This window comes from Alistipes sp. DJF_B185, from assembly GCF_964250025.1.
GTDB lineage: Bacteria > Bacteroidota > Bacteroidia > Bacteroidales > Rikenellaceae > Alistipes > Alistipes finegoldii.
On record NZ_CAXUDY010000017.1, the window covers coordinates 1 to 18,994 of the forward strand.

General features: G+C 59.7%; 17 protein-coding genes and 1 pseudogene. 4 read left to right on the top strand and 14 right to left on the bottom strand.

Features of this window, described 5'->3' with window-relative positions; genetic code table 11:
• Window positions 1-151 precede the first annotated feature (151 nt).
• Complete coding sequence (locus ACESTR_RS14055) at window positions 152-1,630, bottom strand: nucleoside hydrolase (protein ID WP_315975932.1); 1,479 nt, start codon at window positions 1,628-1,630, stop codon at window positions 152-154.
• Between the two features lie 14 nt (window positions 1,631-1,644).
• Window positions 1,645-3,531 (bottom strand): TonB-dependent receptor, encoded by a 1,887-nt coding sequence (locus ACESTR_RS14060; protein WP_373179383.1) that lies wholly within the window; start codon window positions 3,529-3,531, stop codon window positions 1,645-1,647.
• 187 nt (window positions 3,532-3,718) lie between these two features.
• Between ACESTR_RS14060 and ACESTR_RS14065 the strand changes: the two genes are divergently transcribed.
• Complete coding sequence (locus tag ACESTR_RS14065) at window positions 3,719-5,683, top strand: MFS transporter (protein WP_302576043.1); 1,965 nt, start codon at window positions 3,719-3,721, stop codon at window positions 5,681-5,683.
• A gap of 3 nt (window positions 5,684-5,686) precedes the next feature.
• Here the strand turns inward: ACESTR_RS14065 and ACESTR_RS14070 are convergent, their stop codons facing one another.
• From ACESTR_RS14070 to ACESTR_RS14120, 11 genes and pseudogenes are all read right to left on the bottom strand, one after another.
• The gene (locus ACESTR_RS14070; protein WP_279067113.1) at window positions 5,687-6,448 is read right to left on the bottom strand and encodes an energy-coupling factor ABC transporter ATP-binding protein; all 762 of its coding nucleotides are present in this window, start codon (window positions 6,446-6,448) and stop codon (window positions 5,687-5,689) included.
• A 1-nt stretch (window position 6,449) separates the two neighbouring features.
• Window positions 6,450-7,265 carry a cobalt ECF transporter T component CbiQ gene (gene cbiQ, locus ACESTR_RS14075; protein ID WP_009597087.1) on the bottom strand — a complete coding sequence of 272 codons (816 nt, stop codon included), beginning with the start codon at window positions 7,263-7,265 and terminating at the stop codon, window positions 6,450-6,452.
• Window positions 7,262-8,248, bottom strand: coding sequence for an energy-coupling factor ABC transporter permease (locus tag ACESTR_RS14080; RefSeq protein WP_302576041.1), 987 nt, complete (start codon window positions 8,246-8,248; stop codon window positions 7,262-7,264). Before ACESTR_RS14080 ends, cbiQ begins: the two co-directional genes overlap by 4 nt.
• A 68-nt stretch (window positions 8,249-8,316) precedes the next feature.
• Entirely contained in the window at window positions 8,317-9,360 is a 1,044-nt protein-coding gene (yut, locus tag ACESTR_RS14085; protein ID WP_278433945.1) for an urea transporter, read from the bottom strand.
• A 31-nt stretch (window positions 9,361-9,391) separates the two neighbouring features.
• On the bottom strand, window positions 9,392-10,306 hold the full coding sequence (locus tag ACESTR_RS14090) for an urease accessory protein UreD (RefSeq protein ID WP_022044360.1): 915 nt from the start codon (window positions 10,304-10,306) through the stop codon (window positions 9,392-9,394).
• A complete protein-coding gene (gene ureG / locus ACESTR_RS14095; RefSeq protein WP_009597079.1) occupies window positions 10,303-10,974 on the bottom strand; it encodes an urease accessory protein UreG in 672 nt (223 codons plus the stop codon). Before ureG ends, ACESTR_RS14090 begins: the two co-directional genes overlap by 4 nt.
• 40 nt (window positions 10,975-11,014) lie before the next feature.
• Window positions 11,015-11,707 carry an urease accessory protein UreF gene (locus ACESTR_RS14100; RefSeq protein ID WP_014775043.1) on the bottom strand — a complete coding sequence of 231 codons (693 nt, stop codon included), beginning with the start codon at window positions 11,705-11,707 and terminating at the stop codon, window positions 11,015-11,017.
• Window positions 11,708-11,717: 10 nt separating this feature from the next.
• Window positions 11,718-12,293, bottom strand: coding sequence for an urease accessory protein UreE (gene ureE, locus ACESTR_RS14105; RefSeq protein ID WP_009597096.1), 576 nt, complete (start codon window positions 12,291-12,293; stop codon window positions 11,718-11,720).
• A 140-nt stretch (window positions 12,294-12,433) separates the two neighbouring features.
• Complete coding sequence (locus tag ACESTR_RS14110; protein WP_014775044.1) at window positions 12,434-14,152, bottom strand: urease subunit alpha; 1,719 nt, start codon at window positions 14,150-14,152, stop codon at window positions 12,434-12,436.
• A 146-nt stretch (window positions 14,153-14,298) separates the two neighbouring features.
• A pseudogene (locus ACESTR_RS14115) lies at window positions 14,299-14,577 on the bottom strand (urease subunit beta); the annotation flags it as partial.
• Window positions 14,578-14,702: 125 nt separating this feature from the next.
• Window positions 14,703-15,005, bottom strand: a complete 303-nt coding sequence (locus ACESTR_RS14120; RefSeq protein WP_009597094.1) for an urease subunit gamma — start codon at window positions 15,003-15,005, stop codon at window positions 14,703-14,705.
• Between the two features lie 218 nt (window positions 15,006-15,223).
• On the opposite strand from ACESTR_RS14120, the gene crcB reads away from it, so the two are divergent.
• Window positions 15,224-15,601 (top strand): fluoride efflux transporter CrcB, encoded by a 378-nt coding sequence (gene crcB / locus ACESTR_RS14125; RefSeq protein WP_009597086.1) that lies wholly within the window; start codon window positions 15,224-15,226, stop codon window positions 15,599-15,601.
• A gap of 141 nt (window positions 15,602-15,742) precedes the next feature.
• Here crcB and eno read toward each other — a convergent pair whose 3' ends face one another.
• On the bottom strand, window positions 15,743-17,044 hold the full coding sequence (gene eno, locus ACESTR_RS14130) for a phosphopyruvate hydratase (protein ID WP_009597099.1): 1,302 nt from the start codon (window positions 17,042-17,044) through the stop codon (window positions 15,743-15,745).
• 195 nt (window positions 17,045-17,239) lie between these two features.
• Between eno and ACESTR_RS14135 the strand changes: the two genes are divergently transcribed.
• Complete coding sequence (locus ACESTR_RS14135; protein ID WP_130063464.1) at window positions 17,240-18,424, top strand: sodium:proton antiporter; 1,185 nt, start codon at window positions 17,240-17,242, stop codon at window positions 18,422-18,424.
• A gap of 43 nt (window positions 18,425-18,467) precedes the next feature.
• The gene (locus ACESTR_RS14140; RefSeq protein ID WP_009597090.1) at window positions 18,468-18,968 is read left to right on the top strand and encodes a DMP19 family protein; all 501 of its coding nucleotides are present in this window, start codon (window positions 18,468-18,470) and stop codon (window positions 18,966-18,968) included.
• The last annotated feature ends 26 nt before the right edge of the window (window positions 18,969-18,994 follow it).

An 18,994-nucleotide genomic window follows, 5' to 3' on the forward strand; every position in this document is an offset into this window, starting at 1 on the left:
AGAACTCGATTATCCCCTCTTGGAGGGACTATTTGATTAATATTAACTTCGTCCCAATTTTAACGGGACACTAATGACTAAAATTAATCGTTTTCATCAAAAAATTTATACAATATTTAGTATTTTTTATTTTAATCGGACTCTGCGCGCACTAATCCCCGACATACATGTCGAAGATTTCATGCCGGTCGAAATCGAGCCAGTACCGCAGCGCCAGCGCTCTCACGTACTGCCAATAAGGTTCTGTCAGGTCGCCGTATAGTTCGATCCCCCGCTTCACATCCCTGCGGATACGGTCGGCATACCGGGGTTTCAGGACCAACCGTATCGTCTTGTCCTTGAAGGTGAAACGCGCTTCGGGCCGCGGCGTGTCGATTTCCGTAACGGTAATCAGCCCATGTCCGACGGAGGCCCCCGTTCCGACCTGCAGGCCGTCGTTCATACAGCTCACGGGCGGTTTATGGCCTGCATAAGTCGTGACGAGAATGTCGTCCACGCCGATATTGAAATACTCGCGGGCACGGATTCCCATTTTGACGCCGATCGTGGCGTAAATCCCCAGATGGCCGTGCAGTTCGTTGGTCAGCACGCCCGCCCGCCATTCGCTCAATCCGTGACGGGCAACCGCCGAGTCGATGATCGGAACGACATCCGCCGCATAGAGTGCGCCGCCGATCGGAAAGCCGTAAAACACCCGGCTCTCGCTGTCGGGCTTGCCCCGGAGAATCGCCGTCAGTCGTGTCTGCACCTCCGCCGCCGCGCTCTTGTCCGACAGTTCGCACGCCCGAACCGTCCCGTTCAGTTCCCGGATGGAAAACAGCTCCGGAGCGAACAGATAAACCGCGACCAGATCGTCCCAAGCTTCCAGATGACGCTCCCCGACCAGTTTTGCCAGCGGAGGCGTACGGTGTGTCGCGGCGATCTTCCGGGCGTAGACGTTCGGCACGGCCGCCACCGAATCGATCAGGGCGGGCGTAACGACGACCGGACATACCGGGTTTGCCGACACGACAGTTACGGGCACGCCGCTCGCCAGCACATAACGGGCGGCGACGCTGTCCGTTTCGAAATTGGCTCCGGAGAGCGGTTCGGCCCGGCTGTTGTACCAGACGATCCGGTCGATCCGGTCGCCGGAGGCAGGATTTTCCCGCAGAACGTCGTATAGATTCGTCAAAGCACCGAGGGCGATGAAAACGACCTTCTCCTCCTCTTCTCCGAGGGTTTCGGCGATCAATGCCGACGCCGCGGGGAAGCCGGCTCCGGAGGTTGCGGTTGCGGCATCGCCCCAGTCTACGGTTCCGGAATGGGCGCGCCACGCAGGCGCGGGGGCATTCACCGCACGTCCCGCACCGACCGGAACGCCTTCGTGGTAGAAGGAATCGAGAAGCGCACGCACACGTACGGCGGCGCTGTCGGGAAGCAGCGCCCCTTCCGAAGTCGTGACGGCGAGCACCTCCACTTCGCGGTTGCCCAGCAGCATGCAGAGGGTGCGCAGATCGTCGGCGGCGCCGTCGGTGTCGACGACGGCATGGAAACGGGCTTTGCCCGAATGCGCATGGCAGGGAGCAAGGAACGCTGACAGTATGACCGCCAACAGGCCCCGGCAGAAAAAGCACTGACGAATTGTCATGGTCTCGGATCGTATTAGAAATTAACATTCATACCGCCCAGCGCCGTTGCTTTCGGCATGGGAAACCCGTCGTTGATCTCATAACGCTGCGCCAGCAGGTTCTCGCCCCGCACGAACAGATCGAGCCACCGGGTCGCGCGGAAAGTGACGCTGGCGTTCCACAGCACGAAATTATCTTTCGCTACGGGTTTGACCGAAGTGTAAAGTCCGTGAACATACTGCACGCCCGTCGATGCCTTCCAACGTCTGCGCGAAAAATCGACCCCGGCGTAGAGCTTGTGTTCGGGAGCCGCAACCACCGGGTAGGCCATATGTAGGTAGCTGTAGTTGGCCGAGACAGCCCACACGGGGTTTATGCGGCAGGCCGCGTCGCCCTCGACGCCCCAGTTCTCGATCCGGCCCGTATTGATGTTTTTCGGGCGTCCGTCCACCGGGACGGTCTGGATCATGTTGTCGCCGTCGATATAGTAGACGCTGACTCCGTACGAAAGCGTCCCGCCCGAAACGCGCTGCGTGAACGAAAGTTCGCAGTTCATCAGTTTTTCGGGTTTCAGATCAGGATTCTGCGGCGGAAACATATACATTTCGCGGATCGTCGGGAAACGGAATCCTTTGCTGACCATCGCCTTGATCTGGGCGTTGTGCGGCAGCAGGAACGACAGTCCGCCCTGCGGCACCCACTCCGTACCCGCATGCGAATGGTGATCGAGGCGCAGTCCGGCATCGAGCGTCAGCCAGTGCGTCAGGCTCTGGCGGAAATCGACATAGCCGGCCGCTTCGTCCATCGTCTTGTCGGCCGTGGTTTTATCCGGAGCCCCGTCGGTAAAGACGTTCCACGCCTTGCCGCCGAAATGCTGCCAATCGACGCCCACGGTCAGGCGGTTGCCCCTGAAAAGCGCGACGCTCTGATACCACGATACGCCCAGCATCCTGTCGCGGGAGTTGAAACGGTAGTTCAGCGGCTCTTCGCCGGGCGAGTGGCCGTCGTTGATCCTATGTCGTCCCCAGTTGTAGAAGAAGCTCAGGGTTCCGGAAGTCCTGCCGTAATCGTTGCGCAGTGCGAACGACGTCATGCCGCGGGTAATACGCTGCCTGTTGTCCAGAATGGGCTCCGAAACGGAGCCCGGATTCCGGGCGTTGAAATGCGTGAGGTTCACGTCGGCGTAGAGATCCCACGCTTGGGCAATCCGGTAACCCAGCTTGGCGTAACCGCCGTACTGCTCGAAGCCCATGTTCCTGCGATGCCCGTCGGTGCGGTTGTAAGAGCCGGTCACCGTACTCGTAAAACGTCCTGCCCGAACCTGATTCGCAACCTCGGTTTCGAGCGTATTGTAGGACCCGTAACCGGCATGGAGATCGGTTTTCACCCCGTCCTCGTGCATCCTGCGCGTCACGATATTGATGACGCCACCCATGGCGTTCGAGCCGTACAGCACCGAAGCGGGGCCGCGCACGACTTCGACCCGGTCGGCCAGCATCGACTGGTAGGCATCGGCAATGGGATGCCCCATCAACCCCATGTACTGGGGATGGCCGTCGATCAGCACCAGCAGACCCGTTGTGGGACCTCCGCCGACACCGCGCAGCGTCATCTGCCCGGCAGCCCCGCCCGAAACGCCGTACCCCATGATGCCGCGTCCCGTAACGAACAGTCCCGGAATCTGCTCGGTCAGCGTCGGCAGCAGCGACGGCTGGAATCCCTCGACGATCTTCTGCCGTCCGACGACGGAAATGGTCATCGGCAGATGCCGGACGTCGGTTTCATGCCGGGTTCCCGTGACCACGACCTCCCCGATCGGGTAGGTTTTCCCGTTACGCAGGCTGTCGGCGGTCTCGGACCGCAGGGCACACACGGGGACGATACCGCCCAACAGCAGCAGGACAAACAATTTAGACTTCATTTTCTCGCATTATGTTTTATTTGGACATTTGTTTTCTCTTCTTGCAGCGCACCCTCCTCCTTTACCAATTCTTGTTCCAAAATCCCCCCGCGGAGCGAAGAAAGTGCAAATCCCGGAAACGCTCCGAATCGGACGAACGGCGTCCCTTTCGGCGCGTTTCTTGTTCTAAGCCGGATAAACGCTCATTATGGAAAACACCCGGCAACCGATCCCGTTACGGATCCGGCAGCACCTGCGCGATGCCGTCGGACGCATGCACCCTTCCGTCTCGTTCGTCTCCTGCATCGGTGTGCTGCTGGCCTATCTGACGGGCGTCTACATAACGGGATCGCTCCACGAGGCGTCGCGCTGGATGGGGGCCATGCTGGCCTGCACGTCGCTGGTGGTCGTCCTGCAATCGCACAACTACAAGGATTCGCTGCGCGCCGGATGGACCCGGGTGCTGGGAACCTTCCTCGGAGCGCTCGTCGCCTACATATACCTCAAGATATGGCCCTTTTCGATCGTCGGGATGCTCGCCTCGGTCTTCGTGCTGGAGATGCTCTGCATGCTGGTCGGAATCTACCAGAACAACCGTATCGCCACCATCACGCTGCTCATCATCCTGCTCGTCTCGCAGATGACGCCCCACGTCTCGCCGGCCGTAAACTGCCTGCTGCGCTTTACCGAATCGGTCGTCGGCGTGGGAGTGGGCGTTGCGCTGCTGTGGGTGCTCGAACGGTGGAAACGATGGCTCGAACCGCAGGAGCATGCAAACATAGCTACCGATAAAAATATGAACATGGACACGATGCCCCTGCGTTGGGGCCACTTCAGAGTGCTTATCGTCGCTTCGCTCGGACAGATCACCGGAGCAGGGCTGGCGACGCTGGTCGGCGTCATACTGCCGATGATCCAGATTTTCCGGCATCCCGGACTTACCTCCCTGCAGCAGGGACTCGTGGCGGCGACCAGCCTCGTCGGCATCATGGTCGGCTCGGTGCTGTTCGGAGCGTGGAGCGATAAAAAGGGATACCTGTTTTTCTTCCGGTTCTGCCCCGCACTCATCCTCGCGGCCTCGCTGTTCACCTTTTTCACGGCCGACCTCTTCGGGCTGATCACGGGGCTGTTTTTTATGGGACTGGGCATCGGCGGCGGTTACAGCCTCGATTCGGACTACATCTCCGAGATCATGCCCCGGCGGTGGAAACTGCTGATGGTCGGTGTAGCGAAAGCCGCTTCGTCGTTGGGCAGCATCGCAGCGGCGGCCATCTGTTTTTCCCTGCTGCGGGAGTGGCACGATCCGCACCTGTGGAACCGGCTGCTGCTGCTCGTCGCAGTCATGGCGGTCGTCATGCTGCTCTGCCGCATACGTTTCGAACAAAGTCCCGGATGGCTCATCGCCCACGGGCGCACATCCGAAGCCGAAAAGGCCGTGCGCTATTTTCTGGGCCCCGACGTGGAGATCGGCGAAATCCGCAACCGCCCGAATAAAACGCAGATGCCGAAGGTGGCTTGGAGCGACCTTTTCAAACCCGGTCAGGTGAAGAAATTGATTTTCAGCGGCATTCCGTGGGCCTGCGAGGGATTGGGCGTCTACGGCATCGGGGTATTCCTGCCCGTGCTGGTCATGGCGCTGGGGCTGGAAACGGGGACCGAGTCGGCCTTTTCACGAATCACCGATTCGGTGTTGCTGACCACATGGATCAACCTCTGCATCCTGCCGGGATTCGTACTGGGTCTGCTGCTCGTGAACCGCTGGTACCACGTGCGGACCCAGACGTGGGGATTTATCCTCTGCGCCGCGGGCATGGGCATCCTGCTGGCGGCCTACGAATTCCACTGGCCGGTCTGGATCGCCGTATCCGGGTTCATGCTCTTCGAACTGTTCCTCAATGCGGGCCCCCACCTGATGACGTTCATCATTCCGCCCCAAATCTATTCCGTCGCCGAGCGCGGCGCGGGTGCGGGACTTGCCGCGGCCTTCGGCAAACTGGGCGCCGTCGCCGGCGTCGTCGTCATTCCGATACTGCTCAAATGGGGCGGCGCTTCGCTGGTGCTTTGGGTGACGATCGGCGTGCTGCTCGCCGGGGCGCTGGTTACGGCCGTCGTCGGCCGGGAGGTGCTTCCCGACAAGGGGCGGTCCGTTCGTCCCGAAATCCGGCGCGACTGACCGTCAAAGGGCGTACTCCCTTTTCAACGCACGTTTCATCCGCAGTTCGCAAGGTTGCTCCAGCCCGCACTCTTCGAGCAGAGCCAGATCGCCGAACACGTGACGCGTACTGCCGTCGGCCACGATCCGTCCCTGCTTCATTACGATCGTACGGTCGCAAAGGTCGAGCACCATTTCCATATCGTGCGTAGCGATCAGCGTCGTATGGCCGAAACGGCGTATCAGGTCTATGATCTGCCGCCGGGCGCGGGGGTCGAGATTCGAGGTCGGCTCGTCCATGACGAGCACCGACGGCTCCATTGAAAGGACCGTCGCTATCGCAACGCGCTTCTTCTGTCCGCCCGAAAGCCGGAAGGGCGACGCCCCGCGCAGATGCAGCGCGCCGACGGCATCGAGGGCTTCCGTGACGCGGCGGCGTATCTCTTCGGGTTCGAGACGCATGTTCGAAGGTCCGAAGGCCACGTCTTCTTCGACCGTGGGCATGAAGAGCTGGTTGTCCGAATCCTGAAACACAAGCCCCACCGACTGCCGCACCAACGGCAGCGTCCTGCGCGTGAGCTTGATCCCGCCCATGACCACCACCCCCTGCGAGGGCGTCAGCAGTCCGTTGGTGTGCAGCAGCAGGGTCGATTTCCCGGCTCCGTTCGCCCCCACCAAGGCGACCTTCTCCCCGTGCGTGATGCAGAACGAGACGCCGCAGAGCGCTTCATAGCCGTTGGGATAACGGTAATGCACATCGTCGAACCGGAGGTAGTGGTGGCTCATCTCAAAGGTTGTTTATCAGCATCGAAAGGTTTTCGGCCGGACGGCACAAGCGCAGCAGGACGAACGCCGAGCACCACACGGCGAGAAACAGGGTGTCGCGCATTTTCCATGCCGGGCGTTCGAACACCCCCTCTGGGATGCGCCCCGAAAATCCCCGTGCCAGCATCGCCCGGCTGATCTGCTCGGCCCGGTCGAAAGTGCGGATCAGCAGCTGCCCGACGAGCGTTCCCCAAATCTTCAGCGGATAGGATCTGCGCCCGAAACTCCTCGCGTCGCGGGCCTGCTGCATGGCCGCGGCCTCTTCGATCAAGACATAAAGGTAACGGTAGACGAAAAGCAGCTGCGTGGTGAAAACAGCCGGCACCCCCAGCCGCTGCATGCTCCGGCAGAGACCGTAGTAGCCGGTGCTTCCGATCAGCACGAGCAGCGCTTGCACCGACAGCAGTCCGCGCAGTACGATCGAAAGGAACGAGACCCACCCTGCGGTGACCGCCAGCGTCCCGATACGGAAAACCGGCTCGCGGTCGTAGAACAGGTTGAAAACGCCGATGAAGACGACGAAGGGCAGCACGACAAGCGACCGCCGGAAAATCGTTCCGTAACTCAGGCCGCCCATCGCGCAGGCAACGATCGGAAAGACGAAAAACAGCAGCAGTTCCGGAAGCCTGCAGAGCGGCACGGAGAGCATCGTCACGAGAAAAACCACCGTGACGAGCAGTTTGGACCGGGCGTCCGTGCGATGGAGCGGACTCTGCATCCGCGCCGTCCGCTCCATCGCATCCAATGCGCAAAGTACGTGCTGCAATCTGTTTTTCATCCCTGCTTTTGTCCGGCGCGGAACAGACAGGAGGCGCCGAATACGGCCAGCAGAATGGCTCCGCTCCCTACGATTCCCGCAAATGTCGTGTTGTAATCGGGTATCACGGCCGTCTTTTCCTGAATGGCGGCGGCTCTGCGGTGCAGGCCGTCGGACGCAGGTTCCAATTCGGACCGTCCCGCCGTCTTTTTGATCGACCACTCCAGTCCGTCGGGATCGGACGAAGCGATCCACGAGAACGACCCGGCGATCAACAGCGCCAAGAGTGCGATCGCCGCAAGGGCCTTTCCGAGTCTCCGTCTTCCGGAGGCGCGTTCCCGACGGATACCGTACAGCAGTTCGGGCTTATAACGCTGCACGACGCAGATCACCGCCGCCGTAGCCAGCCCCTCGCCGATACCTATAAACAGATGGATCGGGAGCATGAACAGCAGAAACCGCCCCATCGGCAACGCGGTGATGCCCGACGCTTCGGTTTCGATCGTCACGGCCAATGCGCCCAGTTCGAGTCCGACCACCGAGGCGAGCAGCGACGCGGCGATGATCCGTCCCGGCGATGCGCCGCGTTTGATCAACGGCCGGAACAACAGCGGATAGGCCGCCAGACACGACAATACCGCCATATTGAGGATATTGGCGCCCAAAGCCATGAAACCGCCGTCGGCGAAAACTAGGCACTGGATCACCAGCACCGAAGCCAGCGTAAGCAACGCCGCCCATGGGCCCAGTATCGCCGAAAGCAGGATACCGCCGACCAGATGGCCGCTCGAACCCGTTCCCGGAATAGAGAAATTTATCATCTGGGCGGCAAAGACGAAGGCGCCCATCACGCCCATCAGCGGAACGATGTGCTCGTCCCGCGCATCGGGTTCGCGGCGGTCGTTTCGCGGATGCTTGACTCTCCAGATCGCCGTTCCGAGCAGGACCAGCGATACGGCTCCCGTAACGGCGAATACCGGCGGGGAGACCAGTGCGTCGGACATGTGCATAGTCTGTTGTTTTTCAGGTTTTCAGATCGCCCCGTCCGGCCCCTGCCGGACCGGACGGACGGTTATTCCGTTTTCGCGCCCGGCTGCTGCGCCGCCAGATGCTTCTTGTTCTCCGGATACCAGTTCGAATGGTCGGGCTTCTCCTCGTCGTCGAACCTGACGAGCGGCAGCAGGAAGAGCCATGTCGTGATGCAGAACGGCCCGGTCAGGGTGGCGATTCCGACGGGCGCCATCAGCATATACATGCCGGCCTGAATGAACACCGTCACCAGAATTCCCAGAACGGCCCAGAGCGCCGAGCGGAAATTCGGCTTGTAGAACACCGTCGCCAATGCAATGGCCGTCAGCACGGGGCTGTATCCGTAAAGTCCGTCGGAGATGTCGGAGCCCGACGCTTTCAGCGCGATGACCGTCAGCAGCGCCAGCGCCGAGCCGATCGCGGCCCAGAGCGCCGCCCAGCGGCTGCAAAGGAACAGTCCCGCGAGGAAACAGATTCCCGTCACCCACGAATTGATCAGAAAGACCTGCCCGATGCCTTTCAGCCAGTAAACCGCCAGATCGCCCAAACGGATGCTCTCCAGCGACGAGAAAGCCGCCGGAAGCGCCGGATCGGCCATATGCGTCGTCGGAAGTCCGTGCATGGCGCGCGCCGCGAGCAAAAACATCCACGTACAAAAGACGAACGGAAAAGTGAACGAATTGACCTTCCAAGGCGCCATCACGTTGTTGAATCCCGCACGCACCCATGTCGTCAGCGCCGAACAGAGCACCAGCGCCAGCCACATCCAGACGGTATTGCCCATGAACGTAGGAAACGCGCACCCCACCAGCACGCCGTTGAAGCCCCAGAGTCCCTGCTCGCCGTCCTTGGCCGGAAAGCCGAGCAGATACCCCGTCACCGTGGAGACGGTCACGCCCAGCAGGGCGCCCCAGCCCACAAGTCCCTGTCCCTCGGCATAGGCGCCCCAGAAAATGCCGATCATAAACAGAAGTCCCGTCCACGCGCTGTTCTGAAACATCACCTGCCCGGTACCGCGCAGCAGAATTTTGATAAAATCGAAAGAGCCTCCGCCGGCCCCTCCGGATCGAGCGATCGTATTTGCCATACTTACAATTATTTAACCGTTAACAAAGTTTCTATCGCCACGGGAACTCTTCGGGCAGCGGCTTGCCCTTGACTTCCTGCCGAACCGAGGAACAGAATTCGCGGACAAGGCGTTTCACGGGAGCCGTCTCCTCGCCCAAGACCTTGTAGAGCAGCCCCGCATCGTTCGGCAGGCGCGTAATGCCGGCCGCCAGCCTGCGTTCGCGGTCGATGAAGGCCTGCGTCCGCTCGTAGATGTTGTCGGCATTCTCCGGCGGCGTCAGCACGATCACGTTGGCGAAAACGTCGTATCCGTTCATCGCGCCGAGCGTCGAAGGCGGATACATTTCGGGCCGTATGATGAATTTTTCGCGAAACAGTTGCTCCCCGTCGGGACGTTCGGCATGGGAGCAGACCGACAGAATGTCGTACTGGAAAGTTTCGCCCCGGTCGAAATACTTACGGCCGCTCATGTAGATTTCTGAATAGAACAGCGTGGCCGAGGGTGCGATGCGGATTGCCGTGTCGGCGATGAACCGCGTGTGACGGCACGGAATCGTCGGTTCGGGCAGATATTCCAGATAAGAGTCCTCTTCGAGTTCGAACGCCTGCGTCAGCCCCGAATAGTTGTAGCGCATCTCGGCCAGCTTGGTCGCCGCACCGGTCGAAATATGGGCGTAGGCGCCTTCGCGGACGACAAAACGCTGTTCATAGCGATCGCCGTCCACGTTGGGACCTCCGGACGAGAGGATGTAGACGCACGGCATCTCAGGCATGCCTTCGTCGAAATAGAGTTCCTGCTGGACGATCAGCGGGGCATGGCGTTCCAGATCGCGCATGATCGACCTGCCGTCGTCGTCGAGTTCGAATCCCAGAAAAAGATACCCCATCTTGCCCGGAGTGCCGACGGGCATCGCCTTCGGCTCTTCGAGGTAGGGACTCATCTCTTTGGCTGCTGCGAAATTCATCGTACGGCGCCGGTTAGGGATTCCGAAACTTTCTCCTTGTTGTTGCCGAGGTCGAAAAGCGCCATCCGGCGGATCAGGGCGACCAGTTCGTCGATCCCTTCGCCCGTCATGCAGTTGGTGAATACGAACGGCTTGCCCGGACGCATCAGCTCGGAATCGCGCCGCATCACTTCGAGATCAGCACGGACATAGGGGGCCAAATCGGTCTTGTTGATGACCAGAATATCGGACTGGGATATCCCCGGTCCGTCCTTGCGTGGAATCTTGTCGCCTGCGGCCACGTCGATCACGTAGATGAAAAAGTCCACCAGCGCGGGGCTGAAGGTGAGGGTGAGGTTGTCGCCGCCCGATTCGATCAGCACCACGTCGCCGTCGGGGAATCGGGCCTCCATCTCCTCGACCGCCGCAATATTCATCGAAGGGTCTTCCCGCACGGCCGTATGCGGGCACGCGCCGGTTTCAACGCCGATGATCCGCTCCTCGACAAGGATGCCCTTCAGCATTTTACGCACGTGTTTGGCGTCTTCCGTGGTTACCACGTCGTTGGTTATCACCAGCACTTTGTAGCCCATGTCCAGAAGCCGCGGGGTGATCGCTTCGATGAGTGCCGTTTTGCCGGAGCCTACGGGACCGCCGATTCCGATTCTGCAAGTTGTATTTTCGTTCATAATCTATTCGTTTATTCGGTTATTCCGCTTTTGGGGCGGATCAATTCATAAACATGCGTTTGGTTCCCTTTTCGTGCAGCGAGGCGAGAATGTCGATCTGCGGCACGAAGGTATACATGTCGTCGAAATCCATGTCGCCCGCCGTGTCATAGAGCTCGCCGAGCTTTTCGGCGGCCCGGAACAGGATGCGCTGCGTGTCGTAGTGCGACACGCGCACGCAGCGGAGAGCCGCGCTGACGACCATATTGACCACACCGTACTGGTGGGAGCAGAAAAGCCCCTTTTCGGAGATTCCGCAGGCCGCGAATACGATGCCCTGCGCCACGGGATAAGTGCCGGGGGTACGGCCGCCGGCGATGTCGCCGAGCCACTTCGCTGCGGTTTCATCGGGAAAGACATGTTTCGACAGCTCGGCCAGTTTCTTGCCCATGCGTCGGGTCATCAGCCGCGCCTCGGCGTTCATCTTGCAGAGAACGGCCTGACGGTCGGCATTGAGGATACCCTCGTAATAACCGAGGTTATAGCTGCGGAAAGCGTGCAGCGCCGCGACTCCGTCGGTGAAGGCGGCCTGCCGGACAATGTCCTGCGTATATTGTTCGAGCGTCGCGGCGTCGTGCACCAGTCCCTCCTCGGCGGCCGTTTCCAATCCGTTGGAGAAGGAGAAGGTCCCGACCGGAAAGGCCGAGTCGGTGAATTCGAGCAGCCGCATGACGGTTGTTGCGTCGTCGGTCATAAGGGCGGGTTTAATGCGCGTGCACATGTTCGTGATGGTGGTGTACGTCGCTGTCGGGCCCCGTGCCGCCGAACAGACGCCGGATTTCGTGGGGCGCCAAGTAGGGAATCACCTCCGAACCGGGCTGGAACGAGTAGGCGACACCTTCTATATGGTGCGTACGCATTACGCTGTCCATCACTTTTTTATCCACCGTCAGCGGAATGTAGACCTTTGTCCCCTTGACCACTGCGGGCCAATGCTGGTTGCCGATGGCATGACCGAGTTCCACCGAGATATGGATGATCGTTTCCGGCGTTTGACGCGCCAGATCCGAAAGGTCCGCGACCAGCACGTCGTTGAGCCGGATGCGGATGGCCGCAATGCGGCGCTGTTCGGGCAGATACTCGATAATATCGCCGTCGAGCATCTGCGAGTGGCGTTTCAATGCCACGGCGTATTCGTTTTCCCGGTCGCCTTTGACCACGAAGCGGCTTTTCTGGGCCGTCCACTGGTCGAGATCGATATATTCGATTTCGGCTTCCCGCGCTTTCTTCACCCATTCGGGGTCCTGCAGATTGCCTATGATTTCCGTATATATTTTCATCGGATTCGTTTTTAATATTCGTTTTTAATTTCCGGGAGCATCCCCTGCGGCATGCCCCCGGAAACAGGAAACCGATCCGGGGCCGGATCGGATCCGAAGGCGGAACAACAAACCGCCCCGGATCGGAGAGGCCCTCCCGGCTAACTGAACCAGAGCAGCTGGCTCAGGGGGAATTTGTCGGCAGGCTTGACGTAAGCGCGGATGTCGTTGACCAGCACGTCGAACGTTTCGGGATTCACGTCGATCTTCGGCATTCCTCCGTTGCGCACCATGTTGTATTTGGTAAGCTGGCGGGTGCGCCGCACGGGCTGCACCATACGATGCAGGTGGAGACGCTCCTTGATACCGCTCTGGAACGCGGCGCCCGATACGAACGAAAGGCAGGTTTCGGGCAGCGTACGGCCGAAAGCGCCGTACATCGGACGGTAATAGCACGGCTGCGGCGTCGGGAGCGATGCGTTGGGATCGCCCATGTTCGACCAGTTGATTAGGCCGCCCTTGATGACCATCTTGGGTTTGGCGCCGAAGAACTGCGGCTCCCAGAGTACGAGGTCGGCGACCTTGCCCTTCTCGACCGATCCGAGGTAGTCGGAAACGCCGTAGGTGATGGCCGGGTTGATCGTGATCTTGGCGATATAGCGCAGCACGCGGAAGTTGTCGTTCCCGTCGGCATCCTCGGCGAGCTTGCCGCAGGCGTTCTTCATGAACGACGCCATCTGGAACGTGCGCATGAACGATTCGCCGATACGGCCCATGGCCTGCGAGTCGGACGAAACCATCGACAGTATGCCCAGATCGTGCAGCACGTTCTCCGCGGCCTGCGTTTCGGGCCGCACGCGGCTCTCGGCAAAGGCCACGTCCGACGGGATCTTCGGATTTAGGTTGTGGCAGACCATGATCATGTCGAACAGCTCGGCTTGGGAATTGACCCCGAACGGCAGGGTCGGATTGGTCGACGAAGGCAGCACGTAGGGCATCGACGCCACTTTCAGCAGGTCGGGGGCGTGTCCGCCGCCGGCGCCTTCGGTGTGGTAGGTATGGATCGTGCGGCCGTCCATGGCGGCGATCGTATCCTCGACGTATCCGCTCTCGTTGAGCGTATCGGAGTGGATGGCCACCTGCACGTCGAAACGATCGGCGACGCCCAGCGCGGCGCGGATCGCAGCGGGAGTCGAGCCCCAGTCCTCGTGAATCTTCAGGCCGCAGGCTCCGGCCTCGATCTGTTCTTCGAGCGGCTGGTTCATCGAGCAGTTGCCCTTGCCCAGCAGGCCGACGTTCACCGGAAGCCCCTCGATCGACTCCAGCATGCGTTCGATGTTCCAGCGGCCTGAAGTGATGGTGGTTCCGTTACTGCCGTCCGTAGGGCCGATTCCGCCGCCGAACAGGGTCGTAATACCGTTGCTCAGACAGGCGTAAGCCTGCTGCGGGGAGATCATGTGCACGTGGCCGTCGATGCCGGCTGCCGTCAGGATCAGGTGCTCGCCCGATATCGCGTCGGTTGCGGTGCTGGTCACCAGATCGGGATGCACGCCGTGCATGATATTGGGATTTCCCGCCTTGCCGATACCGGCGATTTTTCCGTCCTTGACACCCACGTCGGCCTTCACGACGCCCAGATTGGCGTCGATGATCGTCACGTTGGTAATCACGAGGTCGAGCGCCCCCTCCTCCGAAGTCATCGTATTGGCCAGCCCCATGCCGTCGCGGATGGTCTTGCCGCCGCCGTAGACGACCTCGTCGCCGTATTCGCGCAGGTCTTTTTCGATCTCGACGTAAAGATCGGTGTCACCCAGCCGGATCTTGTCGCCGACGGTAGGACCGAAAAGGTTGTTGTATTCTTGACGTGAAATTGTTGCCATATCCTCTATTTTTTAGTGTTGTTGCTTTTTTTCATAGCGGCCTCGGCATCGCTTTCCGAAATGTTCTTGAACCCTGCATGCCGGGCTTTGCGCACGGCATGCATACGTGCCGGGAAATAGGTGGGCGCATCCTCGTCGCCCGTATATCCCATCACCAGACCGTTGAAGCCGATCACGCGGCGTTTGCCCGAATAGGCCACGACCTCGACCTCTTTCTGGTCGCCCGGTTCGAAACGGATGGCGGTCGTTGCGGGAATGTTCAGGTGACAGCCGAAAGCGGCGTCGCGGTCGAACTCCAGATAACGGTTGACCTCGAAGAAATGGAAATGCGAACCGACCTGAATCGGGCGGTCGCCGGTATTGCGCACGACAAGCTTCACGGTCTTGCGGCCGGTATTGTACTCGATCGGAACGTTCATCAGGATTTCTCCACCGACGACGACGGGCTTTGCGGGTTTGAAGCCGGGTTTATTCGGATAGAGACTCGCCGCCTGCGCCTGATTTTTCGCAGGGGCGGGATTTTTCGTATTCATACTCAGGATGTTTAAAATTACTTAATAGGATGGTGGATGCTCACCAGACGGGAACCGTCCGTAAACACGGCTTCGACCTGCAGCAGGTCGATCATGTCGGCGACGCCCTCCATGACGTCGCTTTTCTTCAGCACGCTGGCCGCTCCTTTCATAACCTCTTCCACGGTCTTGCCTTCACGCGCTCCCTCCAGTGCCGTGGACGTAATATAGGCTACGGCCTCCGGATAATTCAGTTTCAGCCCTTTTTTCATACGCCGTTCGGCGACCATACCGAGCGAAAGCAGCATCAACTTGTCAATCTCTTTCGGTGTCAAGTGCATAGTAAACGATTTTTATAGTTAATCCGGCTCCGCATCCCCGAAGGCCATACATATCCCGCCGGGGCAGCGGTCCGCCGGTACTGATCAGCGGAGGTTCCAAATAGGATGCCAAAAGCCGCCCCCCCGTGGCGATCCGCGGCAAAATACGGAAGCCCGGTGGCATCAAATTTGTTCGGGGAAGAACCCGAATGGTAGAATCAACTAAAAATGTGTGAATTATGTTTAAAGCGATGATTATTGCGGGGCTAGGCGGTTTTATCGGCACATGCCTGCGCTTTCTGACGGGAAAACTGGCCCATGTCATTACGGTTTCGGCGTTCCCGTGGGGTACGTTCGCCGTCAATATTATCGGCAGTTTCGTGATCGGCATCTTCTTCGGTCTGGCCGAAAAGACCCACGTCATCTCGCCGTCGATGAACGTCTTTCTGATCACCGGCTTCTGCGGCGGATTCACCACCTTTTCGTCGTTTGCCGACGACATGTACCTGCTCCTCCAACAGAAACACTGGCTCTATTTCGGCCTTTACGTCGGCCTGAGCTTCATTCTGGGACTGGTACTCGTATGGCTGGGACGTTCGCTGATAAAGGCGGTCTGACCGCGGTCGGCGCCTGAGCGACCGCACGCCGCCGCACAAAAAAAGGGCCGGACAATATGTCCGGCCCTTTCATTTATGATCCGGTTCGGGCTTCGCCCGGAACCTGATGCAACAGGGCTGTCAAGCCCTTCGAAATCGGAATTACTTGCGGTAGATCTTCGTGTAGCCGTAGATAGCCTCATCGCCGAGTTCCTCCTCGATGCGGAGCAGCTGGTTGTACTTGGCCATACGGTCCGAACGCGACGCCGAACCGGTCTTGATCTGACCGGAGTTGGTAGCCACGGCGATGTCGGCGATCGTCGAATCCTCGGTCTCGCCCGAACGGTGCGACGTAACCGAAGTGTAGCCCGCACGGTGAGCCATCTCGATGGCGTCGAGCGTCTCGGTCAGCGTACCGATCTGGTTCACCTTGATCAGGATCGAGTTGGCGCAGCCCATTTCGATACCCTTCTTCAGGAAGTCCACGTTGGTCACGAACAGGTCGTCGCCCACGAGCTGGCACTTGCCGCCGATCTCCTCGGTGAGCATCTGCCAACCGTCCCAGTCGTTCTCCGACATACCGTCCTCGATCGAGTCGATGGGGTATTTGGCAACCAGTCCCTTCAGGTACTCTACCTGCTCCTTCGACGAACGCTTCGCGCCCTTCTCGCCTTCGAACTTGGTGTAGTCGTAAACGCCGTCCTTGTAGAACTCCGACGAAGCGCAGTCCATGCCGATCGACACGTCGCCGCCCTCTTCCTTGCGGCCGGGCTTGTAACCCGCCATCTTGATGGCCTCGATGATCGACTCGATAGCGTCCTCGGTGCCGTTCAGCGCGGGAGCGAAGCCGCCCTCGTCACCGACAGCCGTCGAGAGGTTGCGGTTGTGAAGCACTTTCTTCAGGTTGTGGAACACCTCGGCGCCCATGCGGATAGCCTCCTTGAAGGTGGGAGCACCCACGGGACGGATCATGAACTCTTGGAACGCGATCGGAGCGTCCGAGTGCGAACCGCCGTTGATGATGTTCATCATCGGAACGGGCAGCGTCTTGGCGTTTGCTCCGCCGATATAGCGATAGAGCGGCATGCCGAAGTAGTCGGCGGCAGCGCGGGCCACGGCCAGCGACACGCCGAGAATGGCGTTAGCACCCAGCTTCGACTTGGTCTTCGTGCCGTCGAGGGCTATCATGGCCTTGTCGATGCCCACCTGATCGGCCACGTTCATGCCGATAACGGCGGGAGCGATCACCTCGTTTACGTTCTTGACGGCGTTCAGAACGCCCTTGCCCAGATAACGGCTCTTGTCGCCGTCACGAAGTTCGAGGGCCTCGTTCTCGCCCGTCGATGCGCCGCTCGGAACGGCTGCGCGGCCGAATGCGCCGGATACGGTACGTACTTCGACCTCGATGGTCGGATTGCCTCGCGAGTCGAGGATCTCTCTTGCGTGAATCTCTACAATCTGCATAGTTGTAAATGTTTAATTTATGGTTTTAAATACTGATATGCCGTTTTCGACCGCAAAGGTAAGAAATAATTGTGAATTGCGGTTTCATTATTGTTATTTTTTTCACGAAAGACGGATGCGGTTTCGGGAATAAAGCAGAATATATTATCTTTGCCGGCGAATGCACTCCTCTCACTTGTAAACAACTATCAATTAATGCGAAAAGTTCTCTCATTCTCTCTTTTCCTGATGTTGGGGCTCATCGTCTCGCAAATGCTTCCGGGCACGCTCGGTGCAGGATACGCGGCGTTCAAGAAGTGTTCCGACACGCTGCTTTACATCTGCCTCGGATTCATCATGATCAACGTCGGCCGCGAATTCGAAATCGACAAAACCCGCTGGCGTTCCTACACTGCGGACTACTTCATCGCCATGGCCACGGCCGCGCTGCCGTGGATACTCATCGTCCTCTACTACGTCTTCGCACTGCTTCCGCCCGAACTCTGGACCAGCGGCGAGGCGTGGAAGGAAAACCTGCTGCTGAGCCGTTTCGCCGCGCCGACTTCGGCCGGCATCCTCTTCACGATGCTCGCAGCCCTCAGTCTCAAGAAAAGCTGGATTTACAAAAAGATACAGGTGCTGGCCATCTTCGACGATCTGGACACCATCCTGCTGATGATCCCCCTGCAAATCCTGATGATCGGCCTGCGGTGGCAAATGTTCGCCATCATCGCCGTCGTCACCCTCCTGCTGGCCGTCGGCTGGCGCTGGCAGGCGACGTGGAACGTACGTCAGGACTGGAAAACCATCTTGGGGCTGGCCGTCGTGGTCTGCGCCCTGACCCAGCTCGTCCACATCGTCACGGCCCGGCTTTACGGACCGGAGAACAGCATCCATATCGAAGTCCTGCTCCCGGCGTTCGTCGTCGGCATGCTGATGAAACACAAGGAGATCGACACCGCCGCCGAACGGCGCATCACCACCGGCATCTCGTTCCTCTTCATGCTGCTCGTGGGGCTGAGCATGCCGCTCGTAACGGGAGCGCCGGGCGACACGGCCGCCGCGACGTCGGTCACCGGCTCGCAGCCCATGATGCCGTGGGGCACGCTGGCGCTGCATGTGCTGGCCGTATCGTTGCTCTCGAATATCGGCAAACTGGTGCCGCTCTTCTTCTACCGCGACCGCAAGATCAGCGAACGCCTCGCCCTCTCCATCGGCATGTTCACCCGCGGCGAGGTGGGCGCGGGCGTAATCTTCATCGCACTGGGCTACAGTCTGGGCGGCCCGGCGCTCATCATCTCGGTGCTGACACTGGTGCTGAACCTGATCCTCACGGGCGGCTTCGTGGTGTGGGTCAAGAAACTGGCCCTGCGCACCTACGCGCCCGAAGCGCAGCAGTAACCCGGCTAAACAACCCCATATTCACAATCAAACGACGGAAACCGTGATCGAAATTACAGACAAGGCCCTGCAAACGGCAGCCGCCAAAGGGATGGACGAATTCCTCCGGGTCTTTACGGACAAATACAAGGAGACGGTCGGCGGAGACCCGACGGCCGAAACGATGCCGCTGCTCAGCGGCGAACAGCACTCGCTGCTCGCCTACCGGATTTTCCGGGACGAGGTGACCGAAGGCGGTTTCTGCCAGCTTATCCAGAACGGCTACGGGGCCTATATCTTCGGCAATCCGTTTGCCAGAGTCATGCGCCTGTGGGGTGCGGAGAGTTTCTCGAAGCTGGTCTACCGCGCCAAGAAGATCTACGACGCCAACCGGGAGGATTTGGAACGGGAGCGCACCGACGAGGAGTTCATGGCGATGTACGAGCAGTACGAAGCCTTCGACGAGCTGGAGGAGGAGTACGGCGAAATGGAAGCCGAGGTCACGGAGACGCTCGCCCGCTACGTGGACGGGCATCTGGATCTGTTCGCCGCGGTCGTCGGATAACCGGCCCGGAATCCTGCGGAAACAGC

Excerpts from the sequence above, each read along its gene's own strand:
- ACESTR_RS14055 (WP_315975932.1), bottom strand. The coding sequence starts at position 1,630 with ATGACAATTCGTCAGTGCTTTTTCTGCCGGGGCCTGTTGGCGGTCATA.
- ACESTR_RS14060 (WP_373179383.1), bottom strand. The coding sequence starts at position 3,531 with ATGAAGTCTAAATTGTTTGTCCTGCTGCTGTTGGGCGGTATCGTCCCC.
- ACESTR_RS14065 (WP_302576043.1), top strand. The coding sequence starts at position 3,719 with ATGGAAAACACCCGGCAACCGATCCCGTTACGGATCCGGCAGCACCTG.
- ACESTR_RS14070 (WP_279067113.1), bottom strand. The coding sequence starts at position 6,448 with ATGAGCCACCACTACCTCCGGTTCGACGATGTGCATTACCGTTATCCC.
- cbiQ (WP_009597087.1), bottom strand. The coding sequence starts at position 7,265 with ATGAAAAACAGATTGCAGCACGTACTTTGCGCATTGGATGCGATGGAG.
- ACESTR_RS14080 (WP_302576041.1), bottom strand. The coding sequence starts at position 8,248 with ATGTCCGACGCACTGGTCTCCCCGCCGGTATTCGCCGTTACGGGAGCC.
- yut (WP_278433945.1), bottom strand. The coding sequence starts at position 9,360 with ATGGCAAATACGATCGCTCGATCCGGAGGGGCCGGCGGAGGCTCTTTC.
- ACESTR_RS14090 (WP_022044360.1), bottom strand. The coding sequence starts at position 10,306 with ATGAATTTCGCAGCAGCCAAAGAGATGAGTCCCTACCTCGAAGAGCCG.
- ureG (WP_009597079.1), bottom strand. The coding sequence starts at position 10,974 with ATGAACGAAAATACAACTTGCAGAATCGGAATCGGCGGTCCCGTAGGC.
- ACESTR_RS14100 (WP_014775043.1), bottom strand. The coding sequence starts at position 11,707 with ATGACCGACGACGCAACAACCGTCATGCGGCTGCTCGAATTCACCGAC.
- ureE (WP_009597096.1), bottom strand. The coding sequence starts at position 12,293 with ATGAAAATATATACGGAAATCATAGGCAATCTGCAGGACCCCGAATGG.
- ACESTR_RS14110 (WP_014775044.1), bottom strand. The coding sequence starts at position 14,152 with ATGGCAACAATTTCACGTCAAGAATACAACAACCTTTTCGGTCCTACC.
- ACESTR_RS14120 (WP_009597094.1), bottom strand. The coding sequence starts at position 15,005 with ATGCACTTGACACCGAAAGAGATTGACAAGTTGATGCTGCTTTCGCTC.
- crcB (WP_009597086.1), top strand. The coding sequence starts at position 15,224 with ATGTTTAAAGCGATGATTATTGCGGGGCTAGGCGGTTTTATCGGCACA.
- eno (WP_009597099.1), bottom strand. The coding sequence starts at position 17,044 with ATGCAGATTGTAGAGATTCACGCAAGAGAGATCCTCGACTCGCGAGGC.
- ACESTR_RS14135 (WP_130063464.1), top strand. The coding sequence starts at position 17,240 with ATGCGAAAAGTTCTCTCATTCTCTCTTTTCCTGATGTTGGGGCTCATC.